Consider the following 22,512-nt stretch of genomic DNA (forward strand, 5'->3'; position numbering starts at 1 on the left):
GCCGCCCACCCCCGCTACTTCGCGCCGAGCACCTCGCGCAGCGCGAAGTACGCCGGCTTGGGCCGCAGCTCCTCGTCCCACGGCAGGGCGGCGCCCTCGCCGGGGAAGAACGCCGGGATCCACGAGTACTTGTCGGTGTAGTCCCACAGGGTGATGCCGACGCAGCGGCGGACCGACAGGCACGCCTCGGTCAGGTCGGCGTACCACTGGGCCTGCTGGGCCAGCTTCTCCTCGGTCGCGGGCAGCTGCATCCGTATGTCGACCTCGGTGAGCGCGGTGTCGAGGCCGAGCCGGGAGAAGCGGCGCAGGTTGTCCTCCAGCGTGGTGGGATAGCCGTACTGCAGGGCGAGGTGGGCCTGGAGGCCGATGCCGTGCAGCGGAACGCCCTTGGCCTTCAGCTCCTTGGCCAGCTTGTAGTACGCGTCGCTCTTCGGGCCGATCCCCTCGATGTTGTAGTCGTTGAGGTAGAGCTTGACGCGCGGATCGGCCTGGTGCGCCCAGCGCAGCGCGTCGGCGATGTAGCCGGGCCCGAGCGTCTTGTAGAAGACCGACTCCCGGTAGGTGCCGTCCTCGTTAAAGGCCTCGTTGACGACGTCCCAGGCGAACACCTTGCCCCGGTAGTGCCGCACCTCCGTCTGGATGTGCTTCTTCAGCACGGCCCTCAGCTCGGGGGCCGTCCACTCCCTGCTCGTGATCCATCCGGGCAGTTGGCTGTGCCAGACCAGCGTGTGGCCGCGCACCTTCTGCCGGTTGGCCCGGGCGAGGTTCACGATCTCGTCGCCCGCCGAGAAGTCGAACACGCCCTGCTCGGGCTCGGTGGCGTACCACTTCATGCCGTTGCCGGGGGTGATCTGGTCGAACTCGCTGCCGAGCAGGGCCTTGTACGGTCCGTCCACGAGCTCGGAGTTGTCGGTGGCGCTGCCGAAGTAGCGGCCGTGCCGCTGGGCGAGGTCGGCGAGGGTGGGCTGCTGGTGACCCGCCTGGGCGGGCGTGCCGGCACCGATGCCGGCGGCGAGCAGGAGCGCCGTGACGGCGCCGACGAGTCTCAGACGGTTCTTGCGCATGGTGCGACTCCTCACGACGGGGACGGGGAGAACAGAGCCGTACGTTCGCGGCGCGTCAGCCCTTGGTGGCGCCGGCGGTGAGGCCGCCGACGAGCTGGCGTTCGGCGACCGAGTAGAAGGCGAGGGCGGGCACCATGGCCAGCACGAGATAGGCGAAGACCTTGGCGTACTCCGCGGAGTACTGCCCCTGGAACTGCTGGACGCCGATCGGCAGCGTCCACCACTGCGCGTCGGTGAACACCAGCAGCGGCAGGAAGAAGTTGTTCCAGCTGGTGACGACGGCCAGCACGGAGACCGTGCCGAGGGCGGGCCGTGCCATGGGCAGCAGCACCCGCCAGAAGAAGCCGAAGGAGGTGCACCCGTCGAGCGTGGCCGCTTCCTCCAGCTCACCGGGGATCTGCCGGAAGAAGCCGCGCAGGATGATGATCGTCATCGGCAGTCCGAAGGCGGCCTGCGGGAGGATCACGCCGAGCGGGTTGTCCAGCAGGTCCAGGGAGCGCAGCAGCAGGAACAGCGGCAGGGCAGCCACCGCGAACGGGAACATCAGCCCCATGGTGAACAGGGTGAACAGCGCCTCCCGGCCCCGGAAGGCGAACCGCGCGAAGGAGAAGGCCGACAGCGCGGACACCGCGACGATCAGGACGGTCGTGCCCACCGCGATCAGCGTGCTGTTGCCGATCAGCCGCCAGAAGTCCCCCGAGCCGAGGATCTGGGTGTAGTTGGAGGTCACCCACGACTCGGGCAGGCCGACCGGGTTGCGGGAGAGCTCGTCGGTCGTCTTGAAGCCGGAGAGCACGGCGTAGAGCAGGGGGACGGCCATGACCGCGCCGACGACGGTCAGGACGAGGTGCAGGCTCCAGACCCTGGCGCCCCCACGGGTCTTCCGACTGGCTGTCACTTTCCGTCCCCCCGCATGGTCGTGGTGGCCCCCTGCAGGTCGCGTCGCAGGACGAACCGCTGGTAGGCGAGGGCGAAGACGAGGCTGATGCCGAACATGACCACGCTGATCGCGCTGGCGTAGCCGACCTGGTAGCGCTTGAAGCCGTACTGGAACATGGTCACGGCCATGGTCTCGGAGTGGTGGTCGGGACCGCCCGCCGTGGTCACCCACACCAGGTCGAAGAGCTGGATCGAGCCGATGACCGCCAGGAACACGCTGATGCGCAGGGTGGGCGCGAGCAGGGGCAGCGTCACGTTGCGGAACCGCTGCCAGGCACTGGCGCCGTCGATGAGCGCCGCCTCGGTCAGTTCCTTCGGCACGGCCTGGAGCGCGGCCAGGTACAGCATCATGTGGAAGCCGAAGTACTTCCAGGTCATGACCAGGAACACGGTCGCCATGACGGTGGAGGGGTCCGCGAACCACTCGCCGCCCAGCCCGGGCAGTCCGATCTTGCCGAGGACCTGGTCGGCGAAGCCGTCGTCCGGGGCGAAGATCATGCCGAAGAGGATTCCGGTGATGGCCTCCGACAGGACGTACGGGGCGAAGAACAGCATCCGGTACACCGCCCGGCCGCGCACCCGCTGGTTGAGCAGCACGGCCATGGCGAGCGCGAACGGCAGCTGGACGGCGAGCGACAGCACGACCAGGAGCAGGCAGCGCCACAGGTCGCCGAGGAAGACGTCGTCCTGGAAGAGCCGGGTGAAGTTCTCGCCGCCGATGTAGTCGGAGGGCATGCCGAAGCCGCCCCAGCGGAAGAACGCGGCGTACAGGGCGAACAGCATCGGCAGCAGCACGAGCCCCATGAACAGCACCAGGGCCGGGAGCTGGAAGCCGGCCGCGGTGAGCCAGTGCAGTGCGCGGCGCCGGGACCGCCCCGTGGGCCGCTCCGGCGCCGGGGGCGGGGAACCGGCGCCGCGGCCGGTCCGTTTGTCCGGCAGGAACGTGGAGGTCATCGCCGGCTACTGCTCTTCCTTCGCGGTCTTCGTGATCGACTGGGCGACCTGTCCGGGCGACTTGGAGCCGGCGATGAGCCCGGCCACGCTGTCGTTGACCTCCTGGCCGACGGCGGGCGCGTAGGCCTGGTCCAGGTAGAGCTGGAAGCCGGTGGCGGCCTTCAACTGGGCCTGGACGGCCTTGAGGTTGGGGTCGGCCATGGCGCTCTCGGCCGCGGGCACCACGGGCAGGACACCGGTCTTCTTGACCAGTTCCCGGTCGGTGGCCTCGGACGCGAAGAACTTGAGGAAGTCGACGGCCTCCTGCGGGGCGCCCCGGCGCAGCGCGTGCCCGCCTCCGCCGCCGAACACCTCGGTGAGGGCGCCCTTGCCGCCCTCGACGGCCGGGAACGGGAAGAAGCCGAGGTCCTTGCCGAGGCCCTTGCCCGCGTCGGCCTGGACCGTGGGCGCCCACTGGCCCATGAGTTCCATCGCCGCCTTGCCGTTGCCGACGGTGGCGGCCTGACCGGTGGGGGTGGAGTAGGCGGCGCCGAGGTAGCCCTTCTGGAACGGCTGGAGGCCGACCAGTTCCTCGAGGTGCTCGCCCGCCTCGACGAAGGGGGCTGCGGTGAAGTCTTTGGCGTCGTAGGCCTTCTGGAGCGCGTCGGCGCCGGCGGTGCGCATCGCGAGGTAGGCCCAGTAGTACATGCCGGGCCACTTCTCCTTGCCGGCCAGTGCCAGCGGGGTGATCTTGGCGGCCTTCAGCTTGCGTACGGCGTCGAGGAAGCCGTCCCAGGTGGTCGGCGGTGCTGCGATGCCGGCCTTCGCGAAGAGCGCCTTGTTGTACCAGAAGCCGATCATGCCGATGTCGAACGGAACGCCGTAGGCCTGGTCGTCGAAGAGGTACGGCTCCCTCGCGACCGGCAGCAGGGCGTCGCCCCAGGGCTTGGTCCGGTCGGTGAGGTTCTCGACGAGCCCGGCGTCGACCTGCTGCTTGAGCACGCCGCCGCCCCAGGTGTGGAAGATGTCGGGCAGCTTCCCGGAGGCGGTCAGGGCCGTCATCTTCGACTTGTAGGCGTCGTTCTCCAACTGGACGATCTTTATCTTGACCTTGGGGTTCTGCGCCTCGTACTTGCGGGCGAGAGCGGCCCAGACGCCCTTGGCCGGCTGCGTGGTGGAGATGTTCCACCACTCGACGGTGGTCGTCCCCGACGACCCCTTGTCCGAGTCTCCGCCGCATGCGGTCAGGGCCGTCATCCCCAGTCCGGCAGCGGCGGAGGCCCCCAGGAAGCTGCGGCGGGACAGTGCCGGGTCGCCCATCATGCGCTCCTCGAAAGTTTCGAATGAGATCCAGAAAGCTTCGCTGTTGCCGCACCCTAGAGACAGCGCCCAAACGGTGGCAACCCCCTGTGCACGGTGAATCTTTCACCGCCGGAGGGTGTGAGGACTGAGGGCGAAACATTCGGGAGAAGATGCGAACGTTCCGAGATGGACGCGGGAGTGGTCACGCTCGGTGTCCACCTGCGCGCCGGCCGGCCAGGGCCGTCCACTCCGCCGACAGGGCCGTCTCACGGCCTCTCAGCTCGCGTTTTCGCGGGTGCCGCCGCCCCGGCCGCCAGTCTTAACGGAAGTTTGACGCGCTCGGCCCGCTCATCCCCGGGCCACGGCATCACGCTCCGCTTACGCTGATCGGGCTGTCCGGCGATGGCCGGAAACCCGCCGATCCGCACATCGGGAGCACGTCGATGGCCACCACCGAGCACCCGGCACCGAGCCGTCCGGAGCCCAACGCCCCCAGCCGCCTGCGCGCCTGGATGCTGGAGGGCCTGTCCGACATGGGCAAGGGCGGCGGCCACACCGGGCCGCACGCGGAGCCGAAGCCCCCGCACCGGGGTCAGCCCTGGTGGCGGGTGATGTGCCTGACCGGTGTCGACTACTTTTCGACCCTCGGCTACCAGCCGGGCATCGCGGCCCTCGCCGCCGGACTGTTGTCACCGATCGCGACCATCGTCCTGGTCGTCGTCACACTGGCCGGGGCCCTGCCCGTCTACCGCCGCGTGGCCGAGGAGAGCCCGCACGGCGAGGGCTCGATCGCGATGCTGGAGCGGCTGCTGTCCTTCTGGCAGGGCAAACTCTTCGTGCTGACGCTGCTGGGCTTCGCCGCCACCGACTTCCTCATCACGATCACCCTGTCGGCGGCCGACGCCTCCACCCACCTCGTGGAGAACCCGCATCTGACCGGTGCGCTCCAGGACCACCGGATGCTGATCACGCTGATCCTCGTGGCCCTGCTCGGGGCGGTGTTCCTCAAGGGGTTCCTGGAGGCGGTCGGTGTCGCGGTCGCCCTCGTCGGCGCCTATCTGGCGCTCAACGCGGTCGTGGTGGTCGTCGGCCTCTACCACGTGGCCACCGCGGGCCATGTGGTCGCCGACTGGTCGAGCGCGCTCACCGCCCAGCACAGCAACGTCTTCGCGATGATCGGCGTCGCCCTGCTCGTCTTCCCGAAGCTGGCCCTCGGCCTCTCCGGGTTCGAGACGGGCGTCGCGGTGATGCCGCACGTCAAGGGCGGCCCGGACGACACGGAGGCCCGCCCGGCCGGCCGCATCCGCGACACCAGGAAGCTGCTCACCACCGCCGCTGTGATCATGAGCGGCTTTCTCATCACCACCAGCTTCATCACCACCCTGCTCATCCCGGAGAAGGAGTTCGAGGCGGGCGGCCAGGCCAACGGCCGGGCACTCGCCTACCTGGCGCACGACTACCTGGGCAACACCTTCGGTACGGTCTACGACGTCTCGACGATCGCCATCCTGTGGTTCGCCGGCGCCTCCGCGATGGCGGGTCTGCTCAATCTGATGCCGCGCTACCTGCCCCGGTACGGCATGGCCCCGCACTGGGCCCGGGCGGTGCGGCCGATGGTCATCGTCTTCACCCTGATCGCCTTCCTGGTGACCTGGATCTTCGACGCGGACGTCAACGCCCAGGGCGGTGCCTACGCCACCGGTGTGCTCGTCCTCATCAGCTCCGCCGCGATCGCCGTGACCATCGCCGCCCGCAAGGCCCGCCAGCGGAACTGGACTTTCGCCTTCGCGGTGATCTCCGCGGTGTTCCTCTACACGACCGTGCTCAACGTCATCGAGCGCCCCGACGGCGTGAAGATCGGCGGCTGCTTCATCGCCGGCATCATCCTGGTGTCCCTGCTGTCACGGCTGGCCCGGGCGTTCGAACTGCGCGTGACCAGCGTGACGCTGGACGACATGGCGGAACGCTTCGTCCGGGACATGGCCAGCCGCCGGATGCGGTTCATCGCCAACGAGCCCGACCGGCGCGACATCGCCGAGTACCGCGACAAGATCGAGCAGATCCGGCACGACAACGACGTAAGCGGGCAGGAGGACTTCGTCTTCGTCGAGGTGACGGTGACCGACCCGTCCGAGTTCGAAGCGGGGCTGACCGTGCGGGGCGAGGTGCTGCACGGCCGCTACCGGGTGCTGACCCTGGAGTCGTCCTCCATCCCCAACGCCCTGGCGGCGCTCTTGCTGTATGTCCGCGACGCGACCGGCCGCACGCCGCACATCTACTTCGAGTGGACCGAGGGCGGGCCCTTCGCCAACCTCCTGCGCTTCTTCCTGTTCGGCCAGGGCGAGGTCGCCCCGGTGACCCGCGAGGTGCTGCGGGAGGCGGAACCGGACCGGAAGCGGCGGCCGAGGGTGCACGTGGGCTGAGTCAGGCGGTCGCGCCCCTCCGGCCGAAGCCCCGGCGCCGCGGGCGCACCACGATCTGCCCGTAGTGGACCTCGCCCGTGATCCGTATCCGCAGCAGGACGGGGGCGTCGGCCGGCCGTCGTGCCTTGATCCCGGAGTAGTGCAGGTCCAGGCCGCCGGTGTCCACGACGACGCCCGGCCGGGTCAGCAGCTTCAGGGCACCGGCACGCAGGTCCAGGTCGATGTCGAGCGTGTCGTGGACGATCACCGCGTCGGTGAGGTCGAGCGTGACCTCGCCCCACGCCGAGCGGATCTCCAGCCGCCGGGGCACCACCCAGCCGTCGCCCCGCCGGGTCGAGGCCCCCTCCTGACGGATCCGGACCACCTCCTCGGCCTCGGTGACGGCCTGGCCGGCCGGCACGGGCCGATCCGCAGTCAGCACGGCGAGCTCACCGACCGTACGGGCGGACAGCGCGACCTCCAGCCGCGCCTCCAGCTCCTCCAGGGTCAGCCGGCCGTCTCCCGCGGCGACGCGCAGTACGTCCACGATCCGGTCCCGGTCCGCGTGCGACGCCCTCACCTCGGGCGATCCCACGCTCCGCACGATCTCGGCCGCCATCACTCCACCCCCGGTCCCCCGGGCACGCCGCCCGGCCGTCCACTCGAGGACTAACGCTATATCGCGTTATACCCCAGGGCCAACCCCCGCACCCGCCGTCGTCTCTCCCCGCCCCCTATCGTGACCGGATGCAGTCCTACACGATCGGCCAGGCAGCACGGCTGCTCGGCGTGAGCCCGGACACCGCCCGGCGCTGGGCGGACGCGGGGCGCGTCACGACCCACCGCGACGAGACCGGGCGACGGCTCATCGACGGGCGCGACCTGGCCGCCTTCTCGGTCGAACTCGCCCGCTCCGGCGCCGTCGGGGAGGACACCCCCTACACCTCGGCCCGCAACGCCTTCCCGGGCATCGTCACCGCGATCAAGCTGGGCGACGTGGCCGCCCAGGTGGAGATCCAGGCCGGCCCGCACCGGCTCGTCTCCCTGCTCACCCGCGAGGCGGTGGAGGAACTGGGCCTGGAGGTCGGCATGGAGGCCACGGCCCGCGTGAAGTCGACGAACGTCCACATCGACCGCGTCTGAGCGTCGGGGGCGACGGCACCACCGACGCGGGCACCCGCATCCCCGGCTCGGCGCGGCCCCGGGGCTACCGTGCACCCATGAGCCTGAGCATCCGCAACCAGCTCCCCGGCACCGTCACCGCCGTCACCCCCGGCGAGGCCATGGCGGCGGTCGGGGTCCGTCTCGACGGTGGCCAGGACCTCACCGCCGCCATCACCCGTGAGGCCGCGGAAGACCTCCGTCTCACCCCGGGCACCGCCGTGCGCGCCCTGATGAAGTCCACGGAGGTCTCGCTGGCCACGGCCCCGATCGAGGGCCTGTCGATCCGCAACCAGCTCCCCGGCACGGTGACGGACATCGCGGCCGGCGACGCGATGGCCTCGGTCCGCGTCACGGTCGAGGGCGGCGAGCTGACCGCCGTGATCACCAGGGACGCGGCGGACGAGCTCGCCCTGTCACCCGGAATCCCGGTGGTCGCCCTGGTCAAGGCGACCGAGGTGTCACTCGCCACCGTCTGACGGCCCGGCGAACGCCGGGAGGGGCCCGCACCGCGGAGCCCCTCCCCGTGACCGGTCGGCCGGTCAGTCCTCGTACGCGTCCAGCGGCGGGCAGGAGCACACGAGGTTGCGGTCGCCGTAGGCCTGGTCGATGCGGCGCACCGGCGGCCAGTACTTGTCGGCGGGCGAGACCCCGGCCGGGAAGACGGCCTCCTCACGGCTGTAGGCGTGCTCCCACGCCCCGGCCAGCGCGCCGGCGGTGTGCGGGGCACCGCGCAGCGGGTTGTCCTGCGCGGGCCACTCACCGGAGCCGACCTTCTCGATCTCCGCCCGGATGGCGATCATCGCGTCGCAGAACCGGTCGAGTTCGGCGAGGTCCTCCGACTCGGTCGGTTCGATCATCAGCGTCCCGGCCACCGGGAACGACATCGTCGGCGCGTGGAAGCCGTAGTCGATCAGCCGCTTGGCCACGTCGTCGACGCTCACGCCGGTCGCCTTGGTCAGGGGCCGCAGGTCGATGATGCACTCGTGCGCGACCAGGCCGCCGGGGCCGGTGTAGAGCACCGGGTAGTGCGGCTCCAGCCGCTTGGCGATGTAGTTGGCGCTGAGCACCGCCACCTGCGTGGCCCGCTTGAGCCCCTCGCCGCCCATGAGGCGCACGTACGCCCACGAGATGGGCAGGATGCCCGCCGAGCCCCACGGCGCCGCGGAGATGGGCCCGACGCCCGTCTCGGGGCCCGCCTCGGGCTGCAGCGGGTGGTTCGGCAGGTAGGGGGCGAGGTGTTCGCGCACCGCCACCGGGCCGACGCCGGGGCCGCCGCCGCCGTGCGGGATGCAGAAGGTCTTGTGCAGGTTCAGGTGCGAGACGTCGCCGCCGAAGTGCCCCGGCTTGGCGAGCCCGACGAGCGCGTTGAGGTTGGCCCCGTCGACGTAGACCTGCCCGCCGGCCTCGTGCACCTGCGCGCAGATGTCGGCGACGTGCTCCTCGAACACGCCGTGGGTGGACGGGTAGGTGATCATCAGTACGGCCAGCTCGTCGCGGTACTGCTCGATCTTCGCCCGCAGGTCCTCGACGTCGATCTCGCCGTCCTCGGCGGTCTTCACGACGACGACCTTCATGCCGGCCATGACCGCGCTGGCGGCGTTGGTGCCGTGCGCGGACGACGGGATCAGGCACACGGTGCGCTGCTCGTCGCCGTTGGCCCGGTGGTACCCGCGGACCGCGAGCAGACCGGCCAGCTCGCCCTGCGACCCGGCGTTCGGCTGGAGGGAGACCTTGTCGTAGCCGGTGACCTCGGCGAGGCGGTCCTCCAGCTCGTGGATGAGGGTGAGGTAGCCCGCGGCCTGCTCGGCGGGGGCGAAGGGGTGCAGCTGCCCGAACTCGGGCCAGGTGACCGGCTCCATCTCCGTGGTCGCGTTGAGCTTCATGGTGCAGGAGCCCAGCGGGATCATGCCCCGGTCGAGCGCGTAGTCCCGGTCGGCCAGCTTGCGCAGGTAGCGCAGCATGGCCGTCTCGGAGCGGTGCTGGTGGAAGACCGGGTGCGTCAGGTAGTCGTCGGTCCGCAGCAGACCGGCCGGAAGCCCGTCCTCCGTGGCGGCATCCAGCGCTTCGACGACGCCCTCGACGCCGAAGGCGGCCCACACGGCCCGCAGCTGGGCGCGGGTGGTGGTCTCGTCGCAGGCGATGGCGACGTGGTCGGCGTCGACCCGGCGCAGGTTGACCCCGTTGTCCCGGGCGGCGGCCACGACCTCGGCGGCGCGGCCCTCGACCCGCACGGTCACCGTGTCGAAGTAGGAGCCGTGCACGACCTCGACCCCGCCGTTCGCGAGCCCGGCGGCGAGGACGGTGGCGTACCGGTGGGTGCGCCGCGCGATGCCCTTGAGGCCCTCGGGGCCGTGGTAGACGGCGTACATGCCGGCCATGACGGCGAGCAGCACCTGCGCGGTGCAGATGTTGCTGGTGGCCTTCTCCCGGCGGATGTGCTGCTCACGCGTCTGCAGCGCCAGCCGGTAGGCCTTGTTGCCGTCGGCGTCGACGGACACGCCGACGAGCCGCCCGGGCAGGCTGCGCGCCATCTTGTCCTGGACGGCCATGTAGCCGGCGTGCGGACCGCCGAAGCCCATCGGCACGCCGAAGCGCTGCGTCGTCCCGACCGCGATGTCCGCCCCGAGCTCGCCGGGGGACTTCAGCAGCGTCAGCGCCAGCAGATCGGCGGCGACGGTGACGAGCGCCCCGAGTTCGTGCGCCTGGTCGATGACGGGCTTGATGTCCCGCACGGCTCCGGAGGCGCCCGGGTACTGGATCAGTACGCCGTTGATCTCGCGCTCGGCGATCTCGGCGGGGATGCCGTCGCCGAGGTCGGCGACGACGACCTCGACGCCGGTCGGCTCGGCGCGGGTCCGGATCACCGCGATGGTCTGCGGCAGCGCGTCCGCGTCGACCAGGAACAGGCCCTTCTTGTTCTTGCCCAGACGCCGCGACAGCGCCATGGCCTCGGCGGCCGCTGTGCCCTCGTCGAGCAGCGAGGCGCCGGAGGTGGGCAGTCCGGTCAGGTCGGCGACCATGGTCTGGAAGTTCAGCAGCGCTTCGAGCCGGCCCTGCGAGATCTCCGGCTGGTACGGCGTGTAGGCCGTGTACCAGGACGGGTTCTCCATGACGTTGCGCAGGATGACCGGCGGCGTGAACGTGCCGTAGTAGCCGAGGCCGATCATGGAGCCGAGGACCTGGTTGCGGTCGGCCAGCGAGCGCAGCTCGGCGATCACCTCGGCCTCGCTGCGGGCGCCCGGCAGGTCCAGTGCCTCGGCGCTCGCGATCACGGCCGGGACCGCGGCGGCGGTGAGCTCGTCCAGCGAGCCGTAGCCGACGTGCGCGAGCATCTTGGCGCAGGCCTCGTGGTCGGGGCCGATGTGGCGCTGCTCGAAGGGGGCTGCCTCTTCGAGCTCGGAGAGCGGAATGCGGTGGGCGGTCATTACGGAGGCCTCCTGGTCGACACGACCTGCGAGGGGCACCACGGCACGGGTACCCGGACGGCCTCCCCCTCTGTCATCTCAACCTGAGAGCTTCACCGGATCGCCCGAGGGCGCCCGGTTTTCACCGTCGGTGAGAGCGGAAGCCGTCGACACCCGCCCTGCTTTCCAGAGTGACCTCGTCCGTGCGGTACGTGAGCCTGAGAGATTCCGGGGAGGATTTGCTCCTTCGGCGCCTCCGATGACGTCTGGAGGACTCTCCCGCACGGGGTCAACAGCCGCTGCCAGCGTACCAGCGCGGTCAACGCACGAACCTTCGAGTGGCCGCATCCGCACTTGTACCGTTTTGTAGTGCTTACGGATGAGGTGCGACCATGTGGAGGGCCCGTGCGAACCGATATCGATCCGCGCAACCTGATCGGCCGCAAGGCGTTCGACCGCAGGGGGGCCAGGATCGGCACGATCGACGAGGTCTACCTCGACGACGCCACCGGCGAACCGGAGTGGGCCGCCATACGGACCGGCCTGTTCAGCAGGGACGCTTTCGTCCCCCTGGAGCCCAGCGAACTGATCGAGGGGGCCCTGCACGTCCCCTTCGACCGCGCCCTGATCAAGGACGCCCCCGACTTCGGTGTGGGCCGTCACCTCTCCCCCGAGCAGGAACTGCAGCTCTACCACCACTACGGCCTCGACGTCGCCGCCCCGCCGCCGCTCCCCGACCACGACTTCGGCAAGCTGGCGGGCACCGACGAGACGGCCTGAGACCCCGCTCCGGGCACCTCTCCTCCCCCATCCGGCCCCGATAACACCAACGGCAACGGGTCGGCCGCCTCCAGCTGCGGATCGTCGATCCGGAAGGTGCGCACGCGCCCGGGCTCCGACGAGGGCGTCTCGAACCGCACGGTGACCCGCCCCAGGCCGCTGCCCTGCACCCAGCCGTGCCCGAACTCGGCATGCCGCACGTCGCGCCCGGCGGGCCATCGGCGCTCGGCCGGCGCCGGCTGCTTCTCGACCGGCGCCGGGGCCTGCTCCTCGGCCGGGCCCTCGGCGACCGCCCGCTCCCCCGCCGCCTGCGCGAACAGGTCCTCCTGCGTGTAGTCGGCGAGCCCGCTCACGCCCACCCCGAGCAGCCGCACCCCGCCCGTGGTGTCGACCGAGTCCAGCAGTCTGGCCGCCGCCTCCCGGATCACCGCGGGATCGTCCGTCGGCCCGCGCAGCGTCTCGGATCTCGTGAGCGTCGAGAAGTCGTAGCGCCGCACCTTCAGCACGATGGTCCGCCCCGACAGCCCGGCCCCGCGCAGCCGCCGCACACACCGCTCGGCGAGCCGCTGCACCTCCAGCCCGACCCGCGTCCGGTCGTGGATGTCGACGTCGTAGGTGTCCTCGACGGACACCGACTTGGCCTCGCGCTCCGCCACCACGGGCCGGTCGTCCCGCGCCAGGGCCATGGCGTACAGCCCATGCCCGTGCGCCTTGCCCAGCAGCCGGACCAGCTCGTCCTCGCCCGCCTCGACGATCTCCTCGACCGTGGTGATGCCGGCCCGCCGCAGATGGTCGCCGGTCGCCGGCCCCACCCCCGGCAGCGTCCGCACCGACATCGGCCCGAGCATCGCCCGCTCGGTGCCCGGCTCGATCACGACCAGCCCATCGGGCTTGGCCTCCTCCGAGGCGATCTTGGCGAGCATCTTGGAGGCGGCGAGACCCACCGACCCCGTAAGCCCTGTGACGGCCCGGATGTCCGCGCGCAGCTTCACCCCGGCCAGCCGCGCCGACCGCTCGTCCCAGGCCACTCCTCCGGCCTCCAGGTCCACGAACGCCTCGTCCAGGCTCAGCGGCTCCACCAGCGGCGACAACGCGCGCAGCAGCTCCATCACACGCTCGCTGATCGAGCGGTAGAAGTCGAAGCGCGGCACGAGATACGCGGCGTTTGGAGCGAGCCGTCTGGCCTGCCCCATGGGCATCGCCGAATGCACCCCGAAGACCCGCGCCTCGTACGAGGCGGTCGCCACCACGCCTCGCGGCCCGAGCCCGCCCACGACCACGGCCTTGCCGCGCAGACTCGGCTTGGACGCCTGCTCCACCGAGGCGTAGAAGGCATCCATGTCGAGATGCAGGATCGTGGGCGCGGTTCTCACACCTCCGATGCTGCCCTACGCCACTGACAACGCCTTGCGCGGCCACCCCGACAGCGGCGGGGGAAACCGCTTGCGGCCCGGCGCGGAAACGTCCCGCCTCGAGCGACCACGTCCGTCCACCCGCCGCAGGACGGCTCAGACGGCCCGGTTGCGCCGGCGCGCCAGTTCGTCCGCCGGGTTGGGCCCGACCAGGGTCTCGCCGGTGTCGATCCGCTCGCCGTGCAGCTGGGACAGCGCGCTCTCGACGTCCCGCCACACCACGCCCACGGCGATCCCGAACACCCCTTGCCCACCCTGGAGCAGGGCGTGCACCTCGTCGGGCGAGGTGCACTCGTAGACCGTAGCGCCGTCGCTCATCAGCGTCATGCGCTCCAGGTCGCTGAAACCGCGTTCCCTGAGGTGCTGGACGGCCGTGCGGATGTTCTGCAACGACACCCCGGTGTCGAGGAACCGCTTGACGATCTTCAGGACGACGACGTCCCGGAAGCTGTACAGCCGCTGCGTCCCGGACCCGTGGGCGGGGCGCACGCTCGGCTCGACGAGCCCCGTGCGAGCCCAGTAGTCCAATTGCCGGTAGGTGATACCGGCGGCCGCACAGGCCGTGGGGCCGCGATAGCCGATCTGCTCGGACGCCATGGACGTCGTCCCTCCGCTGCTCGGCACCGCTGTCGGTCGCTGCGGAGCGTGATCGGCCGCACCGCCGGGCTGGGGGCATCCCCCACCCGCCAGGGCCCGTGAGCCGGGGGGAGGGTACGGACCGCTCGCCCTGAGACTGCGCTCGGGGCCGCCCCCAGCCGTACCGTCGCCGCTGCTTCTCACGCCGACCTCCGTCCTTGACCTGCCTTCTCGACGGTAGGCAGTCACCAGGGGTGCGTCAACGATCGCCACACTCGCCACGCCGAGTGATAATCACCCTGAGAGTGGTTTCCCGTGCCCCACCGCGGGGAAAGGCTAGCCGAATGTGGTCCGCACGGGCCGTGTGACGCACTCATGCGCCACGGGCACATGCGGGCAATTCACCCTCACACATACGGCGGGCGGCCCCGCCGCGGACCACTTCGTCCGCCGGGCCGCCCACACACCGCTCCGACCGCTTCCGCCGACCGCGGAACTCACTGACTGCTGGTGCCGAAGTCCTCCGGCGAGATCTGGTCGAGGAACTCGCGGAACTTCTCCACCTCGTCCTCCTGCTCGTCCGGGATCGCGATCCCCGCGTCGTCGAGCACCGTGTCACTGCCGTAGATCGGCGTCCCGGTGCGCAACGCGAGCGCTATGGCGTCGGACGGGCGGGCACTCACCTCGACGCCGCTGGCGAACACCAGCTCCGCGTAGAAGACGCCGTCACGCAGGTCCGTGATGCGCACTTCCGTGAGCTCCTGGCCGACCGCTTCCAGCACGTCCTTGAACAGGTCGTGGGTCAGCGGCCGCGCGGGAGCCATGCCCTGCTGGGCGAAGGCGATCGCCGTCGCCTCCCCCGGTCCGATCCAGATGGGGAGGTAACGGTCGCCTCCCACTTCACGCAGCAGCACGATCGGTTGGTTGGAGGGCATTTCGACCCGGACACCTACGACATCGAGCTCGTTCACACAGCAACCCTAGGCCGTGCTCGGGACGTTTGGGTAGTCGGGCCGGGACAGGGCGCCTGATCCGGCCCCTCGAACGACCGCCTCGTCAGGGCAGCCGGACCCCGAGCGCCGTCTGCACGAGCGCGGCGTGCAGCTTCACCGTCAGCCCCGCCAGTTCCTTCGTACGGTCCTCGGCGTGGGCCCTCGTCTGCGGGTTCCGGTGCCGCCTCAGCGGGGCCACCACCTGGTCCACCAGCCCGGCCTCCCGGTCGGCGGCGGCCTTCATCACACGCAGATGGCGCGGCTCGATCCCGAATCGCCCCAGCTCGGTGATGAGCGAGGCGACCGTGACCGCCTCCGCGTCGTAGGACCCGTCCTCCAGTGGGGTGAGCAGCCCGTAGGACTCCCACTCCTTGAGCTCCGGCTCGTCGACCCCGGCGGCGGCGAGCAGCTCCTCACGGCCGATCCTGGCCGCTGTGGGCCCCTCGGACGGCTCGGGCACCACTTCACCGTCACGCCGGCGGCCCACGACCGGCAGCGCGACGGCATCACCGCGCTCCCTGGCCGCCAGGTGCTCCCGGATCACCTTCAGAGGCAGGTAGTGGTCCCGCTGCATCCTCAGGACCTGCCCGAGACGCTCGACGTCGCGGGCGCTGAACTTGCGATACCCCGAGGGGGTCCGCTGCGGCTCGATGAGCCCCTCCGACTCCAGGAAACGGATCTTGGAGATGGTCACCTCGGGAAACTCGTCGCGCAGCACGTTCAGCACCGTGCCGATGCTCATCAGCCCGCTGTCCGTGGCGGCGGCGCCGTGTCCGGCACCGCCGCTCGGTGTTTGCAGCATGGACCTTCCCTGACGGACGGACCTTCGCTGGGCCTCGCGGGACGCAGCCCGGTCAGTAGCCCCGCTGGCTGGCGTAGAAGACCAGCCGGTACTTGCCGATCTGCACCTCGTCGCCGTTGTTCAGCGCGACCTGGTCGATCCGCTCGCGGTTGACGTACGTGCCGTTGAGGCTGCCCACGTCGGCCACCGTGAACGAGCCGTCCTGACCGCGGCGGAACTCCACATGGCGCCGGGAGACCGTCACGTCGTCCAGGAAGATGTCGCTCTGCGGGTGACGACCGGCCGTGGTCAGATCGCCGTCCAGCAGGAAGCGGCTGCCCGAGTTCGGACCGCGGCGCACCACCAGGAGCGCGGAGCCCAGCGGCAGCGCGTCGACGGCCGCCTGCGCCTCGGGGGACAGCGTCGGCATCGGCGTCTGGCCGGTGGTCTCGCTGTCGTAGGCCTCGAGACCGGAGATGGAGATCGTGGAAGTCGTCTCGGACGGACGCTCCGGCGTCGCACCCGCCCGCAGCGGCGCGCCGCAGTTGGAGCAGAAACGGCTGTTCTCCCCGTTGCGGTTACCGCACCTCGTACACACCAGGGCCGACATCGGATCCTCCTGCCGCGGCTGCCCACCGGGGGCGTTGGACGCGTACGGGTCGGAGAACGCTCCACCCGCACCTGAGGTTGACGGCTGCCCGAAACCTATTCCGCCGGGCTGCGCAGGGTCAACCGACGAAGCGCCCTGACCACCGGAGACATCGCCGCCCGGGCCGCCGACCTGGTCCCGGAACAGCGGTCGCTGGCCTTCCGCGTCAGGCTGTGCGCGATGACGGGCGGTGGCGTTGTCGCTGCCCTCTCGCGCGCTCTTGCCGAACAACTTCGCAAACAACTTCACGGGCGATTCCCCTTGACCGAAACAGACCCGCCCGTGGGGCAGGACGAACCCTGACTGAACACTCTGGCCGACCCGGACATCCTGACAACGTCCGTCTGCACCAGACAGTTTCCACCACGCACCGCCCATTCGGTGCGCCGACCCCCCGCAACCTCATGCCCTCGCCCGACGCCGCCCATGCACCCCCGGTTCACTGCGAGGACGACCGAGCGTAGTCAGGCCGCTTCGCTGCTCGCAAGGCGTCCACGACGATCTTGGTCGACCGCTCGATCGTGACGGTGGCCTGTTCCTTCTCGAGAGTCTGCACCACGCCTCCGGGGATGTTGAGCGCCGGCTCGAGGTCCTGCGGCTTGCCGATGACCTTGAAACGATAGGGCGCGTTGATCTTGTTCCCGTCGACGCCTACGCCCTTGCCCGAGTCCGTCAGGTACGTGCCGGCGACGACCCGTACGCCGTTGACCTGGATCGCCTCGGCGCCCGCCGCGCGCAGCTCCTGGATCGCGTCGAGCAGCATGTCCGCCTCGACCGTCCCCTTCGTGTCCTGGATCGTCATGGTGATGCCGGGCCCCTGCGCGGCCACGGTGCCCGCCAGGATGCCGAGTTGCCTCTCCTTCTCGATCGTCTGCTTCCGGGCCTCCTCGGCCTGGTCCGAGCTGTTCTCCAGCTCGTCACGCTGCTTCTCGAGACCTTGCTTCTCGTCCTCTAGACGATGAGTACGGTCATCCAGTTCATCGAGGATGCGAACAAGATCTTCCTGCCGCGCTCCCCGCAGGGCGCTGTCGCTGTCACTGTTGGAGGCCACCTGCACCGCCAGTCCGAACCCGAGGCCGAACAGCAGCACCGCGACGATGAGTTGGGCCCGGGTGATGCGCGGCGGCCACACTCCCTGCACCAGCCGCTGCCGGCCGGTCAGCCGCGGCTCGGCCTCCGGCTGCGGTCGCGGGGCCGGCTCCGGCTCTCTCGGCGTCTCCTCGGCGGGGGCGGGTGGCGCCACCGCGGGCACCTCCTGGGGCAGCTCCTTGCGCAGCCTGCTCCCGGGCTCGGCACCGCCGTCGCGCGTGCCGTCCCGATCCTCTGCGGGCCTGTCGTCGTGCTCGCTCATCGGCCTCACGCCCGGAACACGTGGCGGCGGATCGCCGCGGCGTTGGAGAAGATCCGGATGCCGAGGACGACCACCACACCGGTGGACAGCTGCGCACCCACGCCGAGCTTGTCGCCCAGGAACACGATCAGCGCGGCCACGACCACGTTCGACAGGAACGACACCACGAAGACCTTGTCGTCGAAGATGCCGTCGAGCATGGCCCGCAGACCGCCGAAGACGGCGTCGAGCGCCGCCACGACAGCGATCGGCAGATAAGGCTCGACCACCGCCGGAACCTCAGGCCGGACCAACAGGCCGGCCACGACTCCCACCACGAGGCCCAGTACGGCGATCACGATGTGCCCTTCTCGCTCTTCTCGATGCTCGGCTGTGCTGTACGTACGGTCACACTCGGCGCGGCAGGCAGCCGGAGGTCGTCCTCCACGGAGATGCCTGTCCTGATGCCGTAGCTCTCCTGCAGCGCGTGCAGGTACAACCCGTCGGCGCTGTTCTGGAACCGCGTGCTCAACCGCTGCCCGTCCCCCACCGCGAGCACCGTGTACGGCGGCACCAGCGGTTTGTTGTCGACCAGTATGGCGTCCCCCGCGGCCCTGATCGCGGACAGCGCCGTCAGCCGCTGCCCGTTGATGGAGACGGCCTCGGCGCCCGACTCCCACAGCCCGTTGACCACGCGCTGCATGTCCCGGTCACGTACCCGGCCGGTGTCGGAGAAGCCGGAGGTCTCGCGCGGGTTGCCGTCGCCGCCCGAGGCGGCTTCCTTGGCGTCGTTCACGACCAGCTTCACACCGGGCCCGTGCACCGCGACCGCGCCGGACAGGATGCCCGTCAGGTCGGAGTCCGCGCTGCCCCCGCTGTGCTTCAGCGCCTCGCGCTGGCGGGCGCTCACGTCCGCGCGCAGCTCGTCGACGGAATCCTCCAGCTTGTCCGCGGCCTCGGTCTCCCGGTCGATGCGGTCGACCAGCTCGCCCCGCTCCTTGGCGACGACCGGAGCGGCGACCCGTGCCTGCGCCGCCCCGACGGTCACGATCAAAGCCGCCAGCACCAGGCCGGCGGCGAGTCCGAGCTTCGCCCTGAGCGTCTTCGGCATGCCGCTGTCGCCCGCGGCCTTCTTGCGCGCGGCGGCCTCGGCGTAACCGTCGTCGAGGCTGTGGTCCATGACGTTGGTGAGCAACGACATGGACGCATCCGGGCGCCGGGGCCGCGCGGGTGTGCTCCGAATGGGGGGTTGCTGCGGCATGCCGCACATCGTCGCATGTCGCGAGCGCTACCTCCGAACGGGCCCTGCGGCGTGCCGGACAGGCCCCGTTGGGGACACTTGTCCGGCACGCACGCGTGCAGCCCGTCTACCGGCCGGCGCTGTCCACGACCGCCGACCATTCGTCGAGCAGGGCCTGCGCGGAGGCGTCGTCCGGCCCCTCGGCCCACAGGTGGGTGACGGCCTCGGCCGGGTCGGGCAGCACCATCACCCAACGGCCGTCGGTCTCCACCACCCGCACACCGTCGGTGGTGTCCACGAAGCGGTCTCCGGCCGCTTCGACGACCCGCCGCATCACGAGCCCCTTGACGGCCCACGGGGTCGCCAGGTCCCGCTTCAGGACGTGCGCCCGCGGGATCCGCGCGTCGATCTGGCTCAGCGTGAGCTGCGTGCGCGCCACCAGGCCGATGAGCCGCACGAAGGCCGCCGTGGCGTCGTACACACTGCTGAACTCGGGGACGATGAAACCGCCCTTGCCGTCACCGCCGAAGATCGTCCCTTCCTCACCGCCCACGCGCGTGAGGTCGTCGGGCGAGGTGGTCGTCCACTCGACCTGCGTCCCGTGGTACGCCGCCACCTGCTCGGCGATCCGGGTCGTGGTCACCGGCAGCGCGACCCGGCCGCTGCGCCGCTCGGCCGCGACCAGGTCCAGCATCACGAGCAGCGCCCGGTCGTCCTCGATGATCCGGCCCTTCTCGTCGACGAGCGAGAGCCGCTCGCCGACCGGGTCGAACCGCACACCGAACGCGGCACCCGAGGACGCCACGATCTCGCCGAGCCGCACCATGCCCGACCGCCGCATGTCGGCCGTCTCGGTCGGCCGGGACTCGTCGAGACCGGGGTTGATCGTCAGCGAGTCGACACCCAGCTTGCCGAGCAGGCTGGGCAGCACCAGGCCGGCGCTTCCGTTGGAGGCGTCGACGACGACCTTGAGCCCGGAGTCCGCGATCCCGGTCGTGTCGACGTTCCGCAGCAGCGACCCGGTGTACGAGTCGAAGACGCTGGCCGGGAAGTGCAGGTCACCGATCTCCCCGGGGAAGGCACGGCGGTACTCCTGCCGCGCGAACACCCGGTCCAGCTTCCGCTGGCTGCCCTGCGACAGGTCGGCGCCCTGCCCGTCGAAGAACATGATGTCGACCGAGTCCGGCACTCCGGGCGTGGTCCGGATCATGATGCCTCCCGCGCTGCCCCGCGCGGTCTGCTGCCGGGCCACGGGCAGCGGCACGTTCTCCAGGTCGCGCACGTCGATCGCGCTGGCCTGCAACGCGGAGATCACCGCCCGCTTCAGCGCGCGGGCACCACGCGAGTGGTCGCGGGCCGTGGTGACGGTCGAGCCCTTCTTCAGGGTCGTCGCGTACGCGCCCGCCAGACGCACCGCCAGTTCCGGCGTGATCTCCACGTTCAGGATGCCGGAGACACCACGGGCACCGAAAAGATGCGCCTGGCCCCTGGACTCCCAGATCACCGAGGTGTTGACGAAAGCACCGGCCTCGATGGTCTTGAACGGATAGACCCGCACATTGCCCTGGACGATCGATTCCTCACCGATCAGGCACTCATCACCGATGACCGCCCCGTCCTCGATCCGCGCCGCGCGCATGATGTCGGTGTTCTTGCCGACCACGCAGCCGCGCAGATTGCTGTGCGGTCCCACGTACACGTTGTCGTGGACGACGGCCTTGTGCAGGAACGCGCCGCTCTTGACGACCACGTTGGAGCCCACGACCGTGTGCTCGCGGATTTCGGCGCCGGCCTCGACCTTGGCGTAGTCACCGATGTAGACGGGCCCGCGCAGAACGGCGTCCGGGTGGACCTCGGCGCCTTCTGCGACCCATACGCCCGGGGAGATCTCGAACCCGTCGATGTCGACGTCGACCTTGCCCTCGAGGACGTCGGCCTGCGCCTTCACATAGCTCTCGTGGGTGCCGACGTCCTCCCAGTAGCCCTCGGCGATGTAGCCGTAGACGGGCTTGCCTTCCTTCATCAGCTGCGGGAAGACGTCACCGGACCAGTCGACGGGCACGTCGGGGTCGACGTAGTCGAAGACCTCGGGCTCCATGACATAGATACCGGTGTTCACCGTGTCGGAGAAGACCTGGCCCCAGGTGGGCTTCTCGAGGAAGCGCTCCACCTTGCCTTCCTCATCGACGATGGTGATACCGAATTCCAGCGGATTGGGCACACGCGTCAGGCAGACGGTGACCAGTGCGCCCTTCTCCTTGTGGAAATTGATGAGCTCGGTGAGGTCGAAGTCCGTCAGGGCATCGCCGGAGATGACGAGGAAGGCATCGTCCTTCAACGCCTCTTCGGCGTTCTTGACGCTTCCGGCGGTACCGAGTGGCTTCTCCTCATTGGCATAGGTGAGCTCCATACCAAGCTCTTCGCCGTCACCGAAGTAGTTCTTGACGAGCGAGGCCAGGAACTGGACAGTCACGACTGTTTCATTGAGCCCATGCCTTTTGAGCAGCCGCAGAACATGCTCCATGATCGGCCGGTTTGCCACCGGCAGGAGCGGCTTGGGCATGCTTGAGGTCATAGGGCGAAGGCGCGTGCCTTCGCCTCCGGCCATCACGACGGCCTTCATGTCGGAAGCGTCCTCCTCGAAGAGACGGTCTAGCCGACCTCCCCCGCCAGGATTGTCCCGCACTTATCCAGCACGGGCCATCGCTCCGCTACGGCAGCAGGACCATCCGGGAGTTCAATCGGCCGTGGCATCCGCACGGACCAGGCGGCGGACTTGTACCACGTAGAGGACTCCTGCCCACCAGTACAGCGTTGTACCCCATCCGGCGAACGCCCATCCGAAAATAGCAGCGAGTGACGAGATCCAGCCAGTTCCGTCACTGAGCAGAAGCAGGGGGAAGGCGTACATCAGGTTGAAGGTGGCAGCCTTGCCCAGGAAGTTCACCTGGGGCGGCGGATAGCCGTGCCGCCGCAGGATGCCCACCATGACCAGCAGGACGAGCTCTCGCGCGACCAGTACCGCGGTCAACCAGAGGGGCAGAATCTCACGCCAGGTGAGGCCGACCAAGGTCGTCAGAATGTACAGGCGATCGGCGGCGGGATCGAGGAGCCGGCCGAGGCTGCTGATCTGGTTCCAGCGGCGGGCCAGTTTGCCGTCCAGGTAGTCGCTGACGCCGCTCAGAGCGAGCACCAGAAGGGCCCAGCCGTCACTCTTGGGCCCACCGAACTCAGGCCACAGGATCAGCCACAGGAAGACGGGCACGCCGACGAGTCGAGCCATGCTGAGGATGTTCGGGATGGTGAGCACACGGTCCGTCTGGACGCGAGTCTCCTGAACCTCCACCCGGGGGCCTCCTGTGGGAAACGTGCCAACGATGCCCCCTGACCCTACCTCAACGCAAAAAAGCTCTGGCTCTCGGGCTTAACCCGAGAGCCAGAGCTCTAAGAATTGTTCGGCGGCGTCCTACTCTCCCACAGGGTCCCCCCTGCAGTACCATCGGCGCTGTAAGGCTTAGCTTCCGGGTTCGGAATGTAACCGGGC

Annotated in this window: 20 protein-coding genes, 1 rRNA gene and 1 riboswitch; of the genes, 4 read left to right on the plus strand and 17 right to left on the minus strand. The window is 70.0% G+C overall.

Annotation, left to right across the window (positions count from 1 at the left end; all coding sequences use genetic code 11):
• Window positions 1-14: 14 nt before the first annotated feature.
• From AC0665_RS20140 to AC0665_RS20155, 4 genes are all read right to left on the minus strand, one after another.
• The gene (locus AC0665_RS20140) at window positions 15-1,064 is read right to left on the minus strand and encodes an endo-1,4-beta-xylanase (protein WP_478705479.1); all 1,050 of its coding nucleotides are present in this window, start codon (window positions 1,062-1,064) and stop codon (window positions 15-17) included.
• Between the two features lie 55 nt (window positions 1,065-1,119).
• Entirely contained in the window at window positions 1,120-1,884 is a 765-nt protein-coding gene (locus tag AC0665_RS20145; protein WP_468406328.1) for a carbohydrate ABC transporter permease, read from the minus strand.
• Between the two features lie 74 nt (window positions 1,885-1,958).
• Window positions 1,959-2,957: a carbohydrate ABC transporter permease gene (locus AC0665_RS20150; RefSeq protein WP_468637964.1), complete on the minus strand. Its 999-nt coding sequence runs from the start codon at window positions 2,955-2,957 to the stop codon at window positions 1,959-1,961.
• 6 nt (window positions 2,958-2,963) lie between these two features.
• Window positions 2,964-4,256: an extracellular solute-binding protein gene (locus AC0665_RS20155; RefSeq protein WP_478705480.1), complete on the minus strand. Its 1,293-nt coding sequence runs from the start codon at window positions 4,254-4,256 to the stop codon at window positions 2,964-2,966.
• Between the two features lie 425 nt (window positions 4,257-4,681).
• Between AC0665_RS20155 and AC0665_RS20160 the strand changes: the two genes are divergently transcribed.
• Window positions 4,682-6,661 (plus strand): APC family permease, encoded by a 1,980-nt coding sequence (locus tag AC0665_RS20160; protein WP_478705481.1) that lies wholly within the window; start codon window positions 4,682-4,684, stop codon window positions 6,659-6,661.
• A 1-nt stretch (window position 6,662) separates the two neighbouring features.
• Here the strand turns inward: AC0665_RS20160 and AC0665_RS20165 are convergent, their stop codons facing one another.
• Complete coding sequence (locus tag AC0665_RS20165; RefSeq protein WP_478705482.1) at window positions 6,663-7,259, minus strand: DUF1707 SHOCT-like domain-containing protein; 597 nt, start codon at window positions 7,257-7,259, stop codon at window positions 6,663-6,665.
• A gap of 128 nt (window positions 7,260-7,387) precedes the next feature.
• Here AC0665_RS20165 and AC0665_RS20170 point away from each other — a divergent pair, with 128 nt between their 5' ends.
• The gene (locus tag AC0665_RS20170; RefSeq protein ID WP_478705483.1) at window positions 7,388-7,783 is read left to right on the plus strand and encodes a TOBE domain-containing protein; all 396 of its coding nucleotides are present in this window, start codon (window positions 7,388-7,390) and stop codon (window positions 7,781-7,783) included.
• 77 nt (window positions 7,784-7,860) lie between these two features.
• Complete coding sequence (locus tag AC0665_RS20175; RefSeq protein WP_468404910.1) at window positions 7,861-8,280, plus strand: TOBE domain-containing protein; 420 nt, start codon at window positions 7,861-7,863, stop codon at window positions 8,278-8,280.
• A gap of 63 nt (window positions 8,281-8,343) precedes the next feature.
• Here AC0665_RS20175 and gcvP read toward each other — a convergent pair whose 3' ends face one another.
• Entirely contained in the window at window positions 8,344-11,229 is a 2,886-nt protein-coding gene (gene gcvP / locus AC0665_RS20180; protein WP_478607943.1) for an aminomethyl-transferring glycine dehydrogenase, read from the minus strand.
• Window positions 11,230-11,404: 175 nt separating this feature from the next.
• Window positions 11,405-11,500: riboswitch (glycine riboswitch) on the minus strand.
• A gap of 113 nt (window positions 11,501-11,613) precedes the next feature.
• On the opposite strand from gcvP, the gene AC0665_RS20185 reads away from it, so the two are divergent.
• Complete coding sequence (locus AC0665_RS20185) at window positions 11,614-11,988, plus strand: PRC-barrel domain-containing protein (RefSeq protein ID WP_468404906.1); 375 nt, start codon at window positions 11,614-11,616, stop codon at window positions 11,986-11,988.
• Here AC0665_RS20185 and AC0665_RS20190 read toward each other — a convergent pair.
• The 11 genes from AC0665_RS20190 to rrf form a co-directional block, all read right to left on the minus strand.
• Window positions 11,907-13,361: a DNA polymerase IV gene (locus AC0665_RS20190; protein ID WP_478607941.1), complete on the minus strand. Its 1,455-nt coding sequence runs from the start codon at window positions 13,359-13,361 to the stop codon at window positions 11,907-11,909. The two genes, AC0665_RS20185 and AC0665_RS20190, sit on opposite strands and share 82 nt — an antisense overlap.
• Before the next feature lie 135 nt (window positions 13,362-13,496).
• Window positions 13,497-14,180 carry a MerR family transcriptional regulator gene (locus AC0665_RS20195; protein ID WP_468637970.1) on the minus strand — a complete coding sequence of 228 codons (684 nt, stop codon included), beginning with the start codon at window positions 14,178-14,180 and terminating at the stop codon, window positions 13,497-13,499.
• Window positions 14,181-14,473: 293 nt separating this feature from the next.
• A complete protein-coding gene (locus AC0665_RS20200; RefSeq protein ID WP_190897230.1) occupies window positions 14,474-14,947 on the minus strand; it encodes a bifunctional nuclease family protein in 474 nt (157 codons plus the stop codon).
• Window positions 14,948-15,032: 85 nt separating this feature from the next.
• Window positions 15,033-15,770, minus strand: coding sequence for a transcriptional regulator FtsR (gene ftsR / locus AC0665_RS20205; protein WP_478705484.1), 738 nt, complete (start codon window positions 15,768-15,770; stop codon window positions 15,033-15,035).
• A gap of 52 nt (window positions 15,771-15,822) precedes the next feature.
• A complete protein-coding gene (locus AC0665_RS20210; RefSeq protein WP_468404898.1) occupies window positions 15,823-16,776 on the minus strand; it encodes an FHA domain-containing protein in 954 nt (317 codons plus the stop codon).
• Between the two features lie 61 nt (window positions 16,777-16,837).
• The gene (locus AC0665_RS20215; protein WP_478705485.1) at window positions 16,838-17,749 is read right to left on the minus strand and encodes a DUF881 domain-containing protein; all 912 of its coding nucleotides are present in this window, start codon (window positions 17,747-17,749) and stop codon (window positions 16,838-16,840) included.
• A 5-nt stretch (window positions 17,750-17,754) separates the two neighbouring features.
• Window positions 17,755-18,087 carry a small basic family protein gene (locus AC0665_RS20220; protein ID WP_003988855.1) on the minus strand — a complete coding sequence of 111 codons (333 nt, stop codon included), beginning with the start codon at window positions 18,085-18,087 and terminating at the stop codon, window positions 17,755-17,757.
• Window positions 18,084-18,998 carry a DUF881 domain-containing protein gene (locus AC0665_RS20225; protein ID WP_478607936.1) on the minus strand — a complete coding sequence of 305 codons (915 nt, stop codon included), beginning with the start codon at window positions 18,996-18,998 and terminating at the stop codon, window positions 18,084-18,086. The genes AC0665_RS20220 and AC0665_RS20225 overlap by 4 nt, the downstream gene beginning before the upstream one ends.
• A 97-nt stretch (window positions 18,999-19,095) precedes the next feature.
• Window positions 19,096-21,591, minus strand: coding sequence for a sugar phosphate nucleotidyltransferase (locus AC0665_RS20230; protein WP_468404892.1), 2,496 nt, complete (start codon window positions 21,589-21,591; stop codon window positions 19,096-19,098).
• A gap of 114 nt (window positions 21,592-21,705) precedes the next feature.
• Window positions 21,706-22,314 carry a cardiolipin synthase ClsA gene (clsA, locus tag AC0665_RS20235; protein ID WP_363122503.1) on the minus strand — a complete coding sequence of 203 codons (609 nt, stop codon included), beginning with the start codon at window positions 22,312-22,314 and terminating at the stop codon, window positions 21,706-21,708.
• Between the two features lie 107 nt (window positions 22,315-22,421).
• Window positions 22,422-22,512, minus strand: a 5S ribosomal RNA gene (gene rrf / locus AC0665_RS20240); the annotation flags it as partial.

The sequence above is a fragment of the Streptomyces sp. NPDC043685 genome, assembly GCF_056436585.1.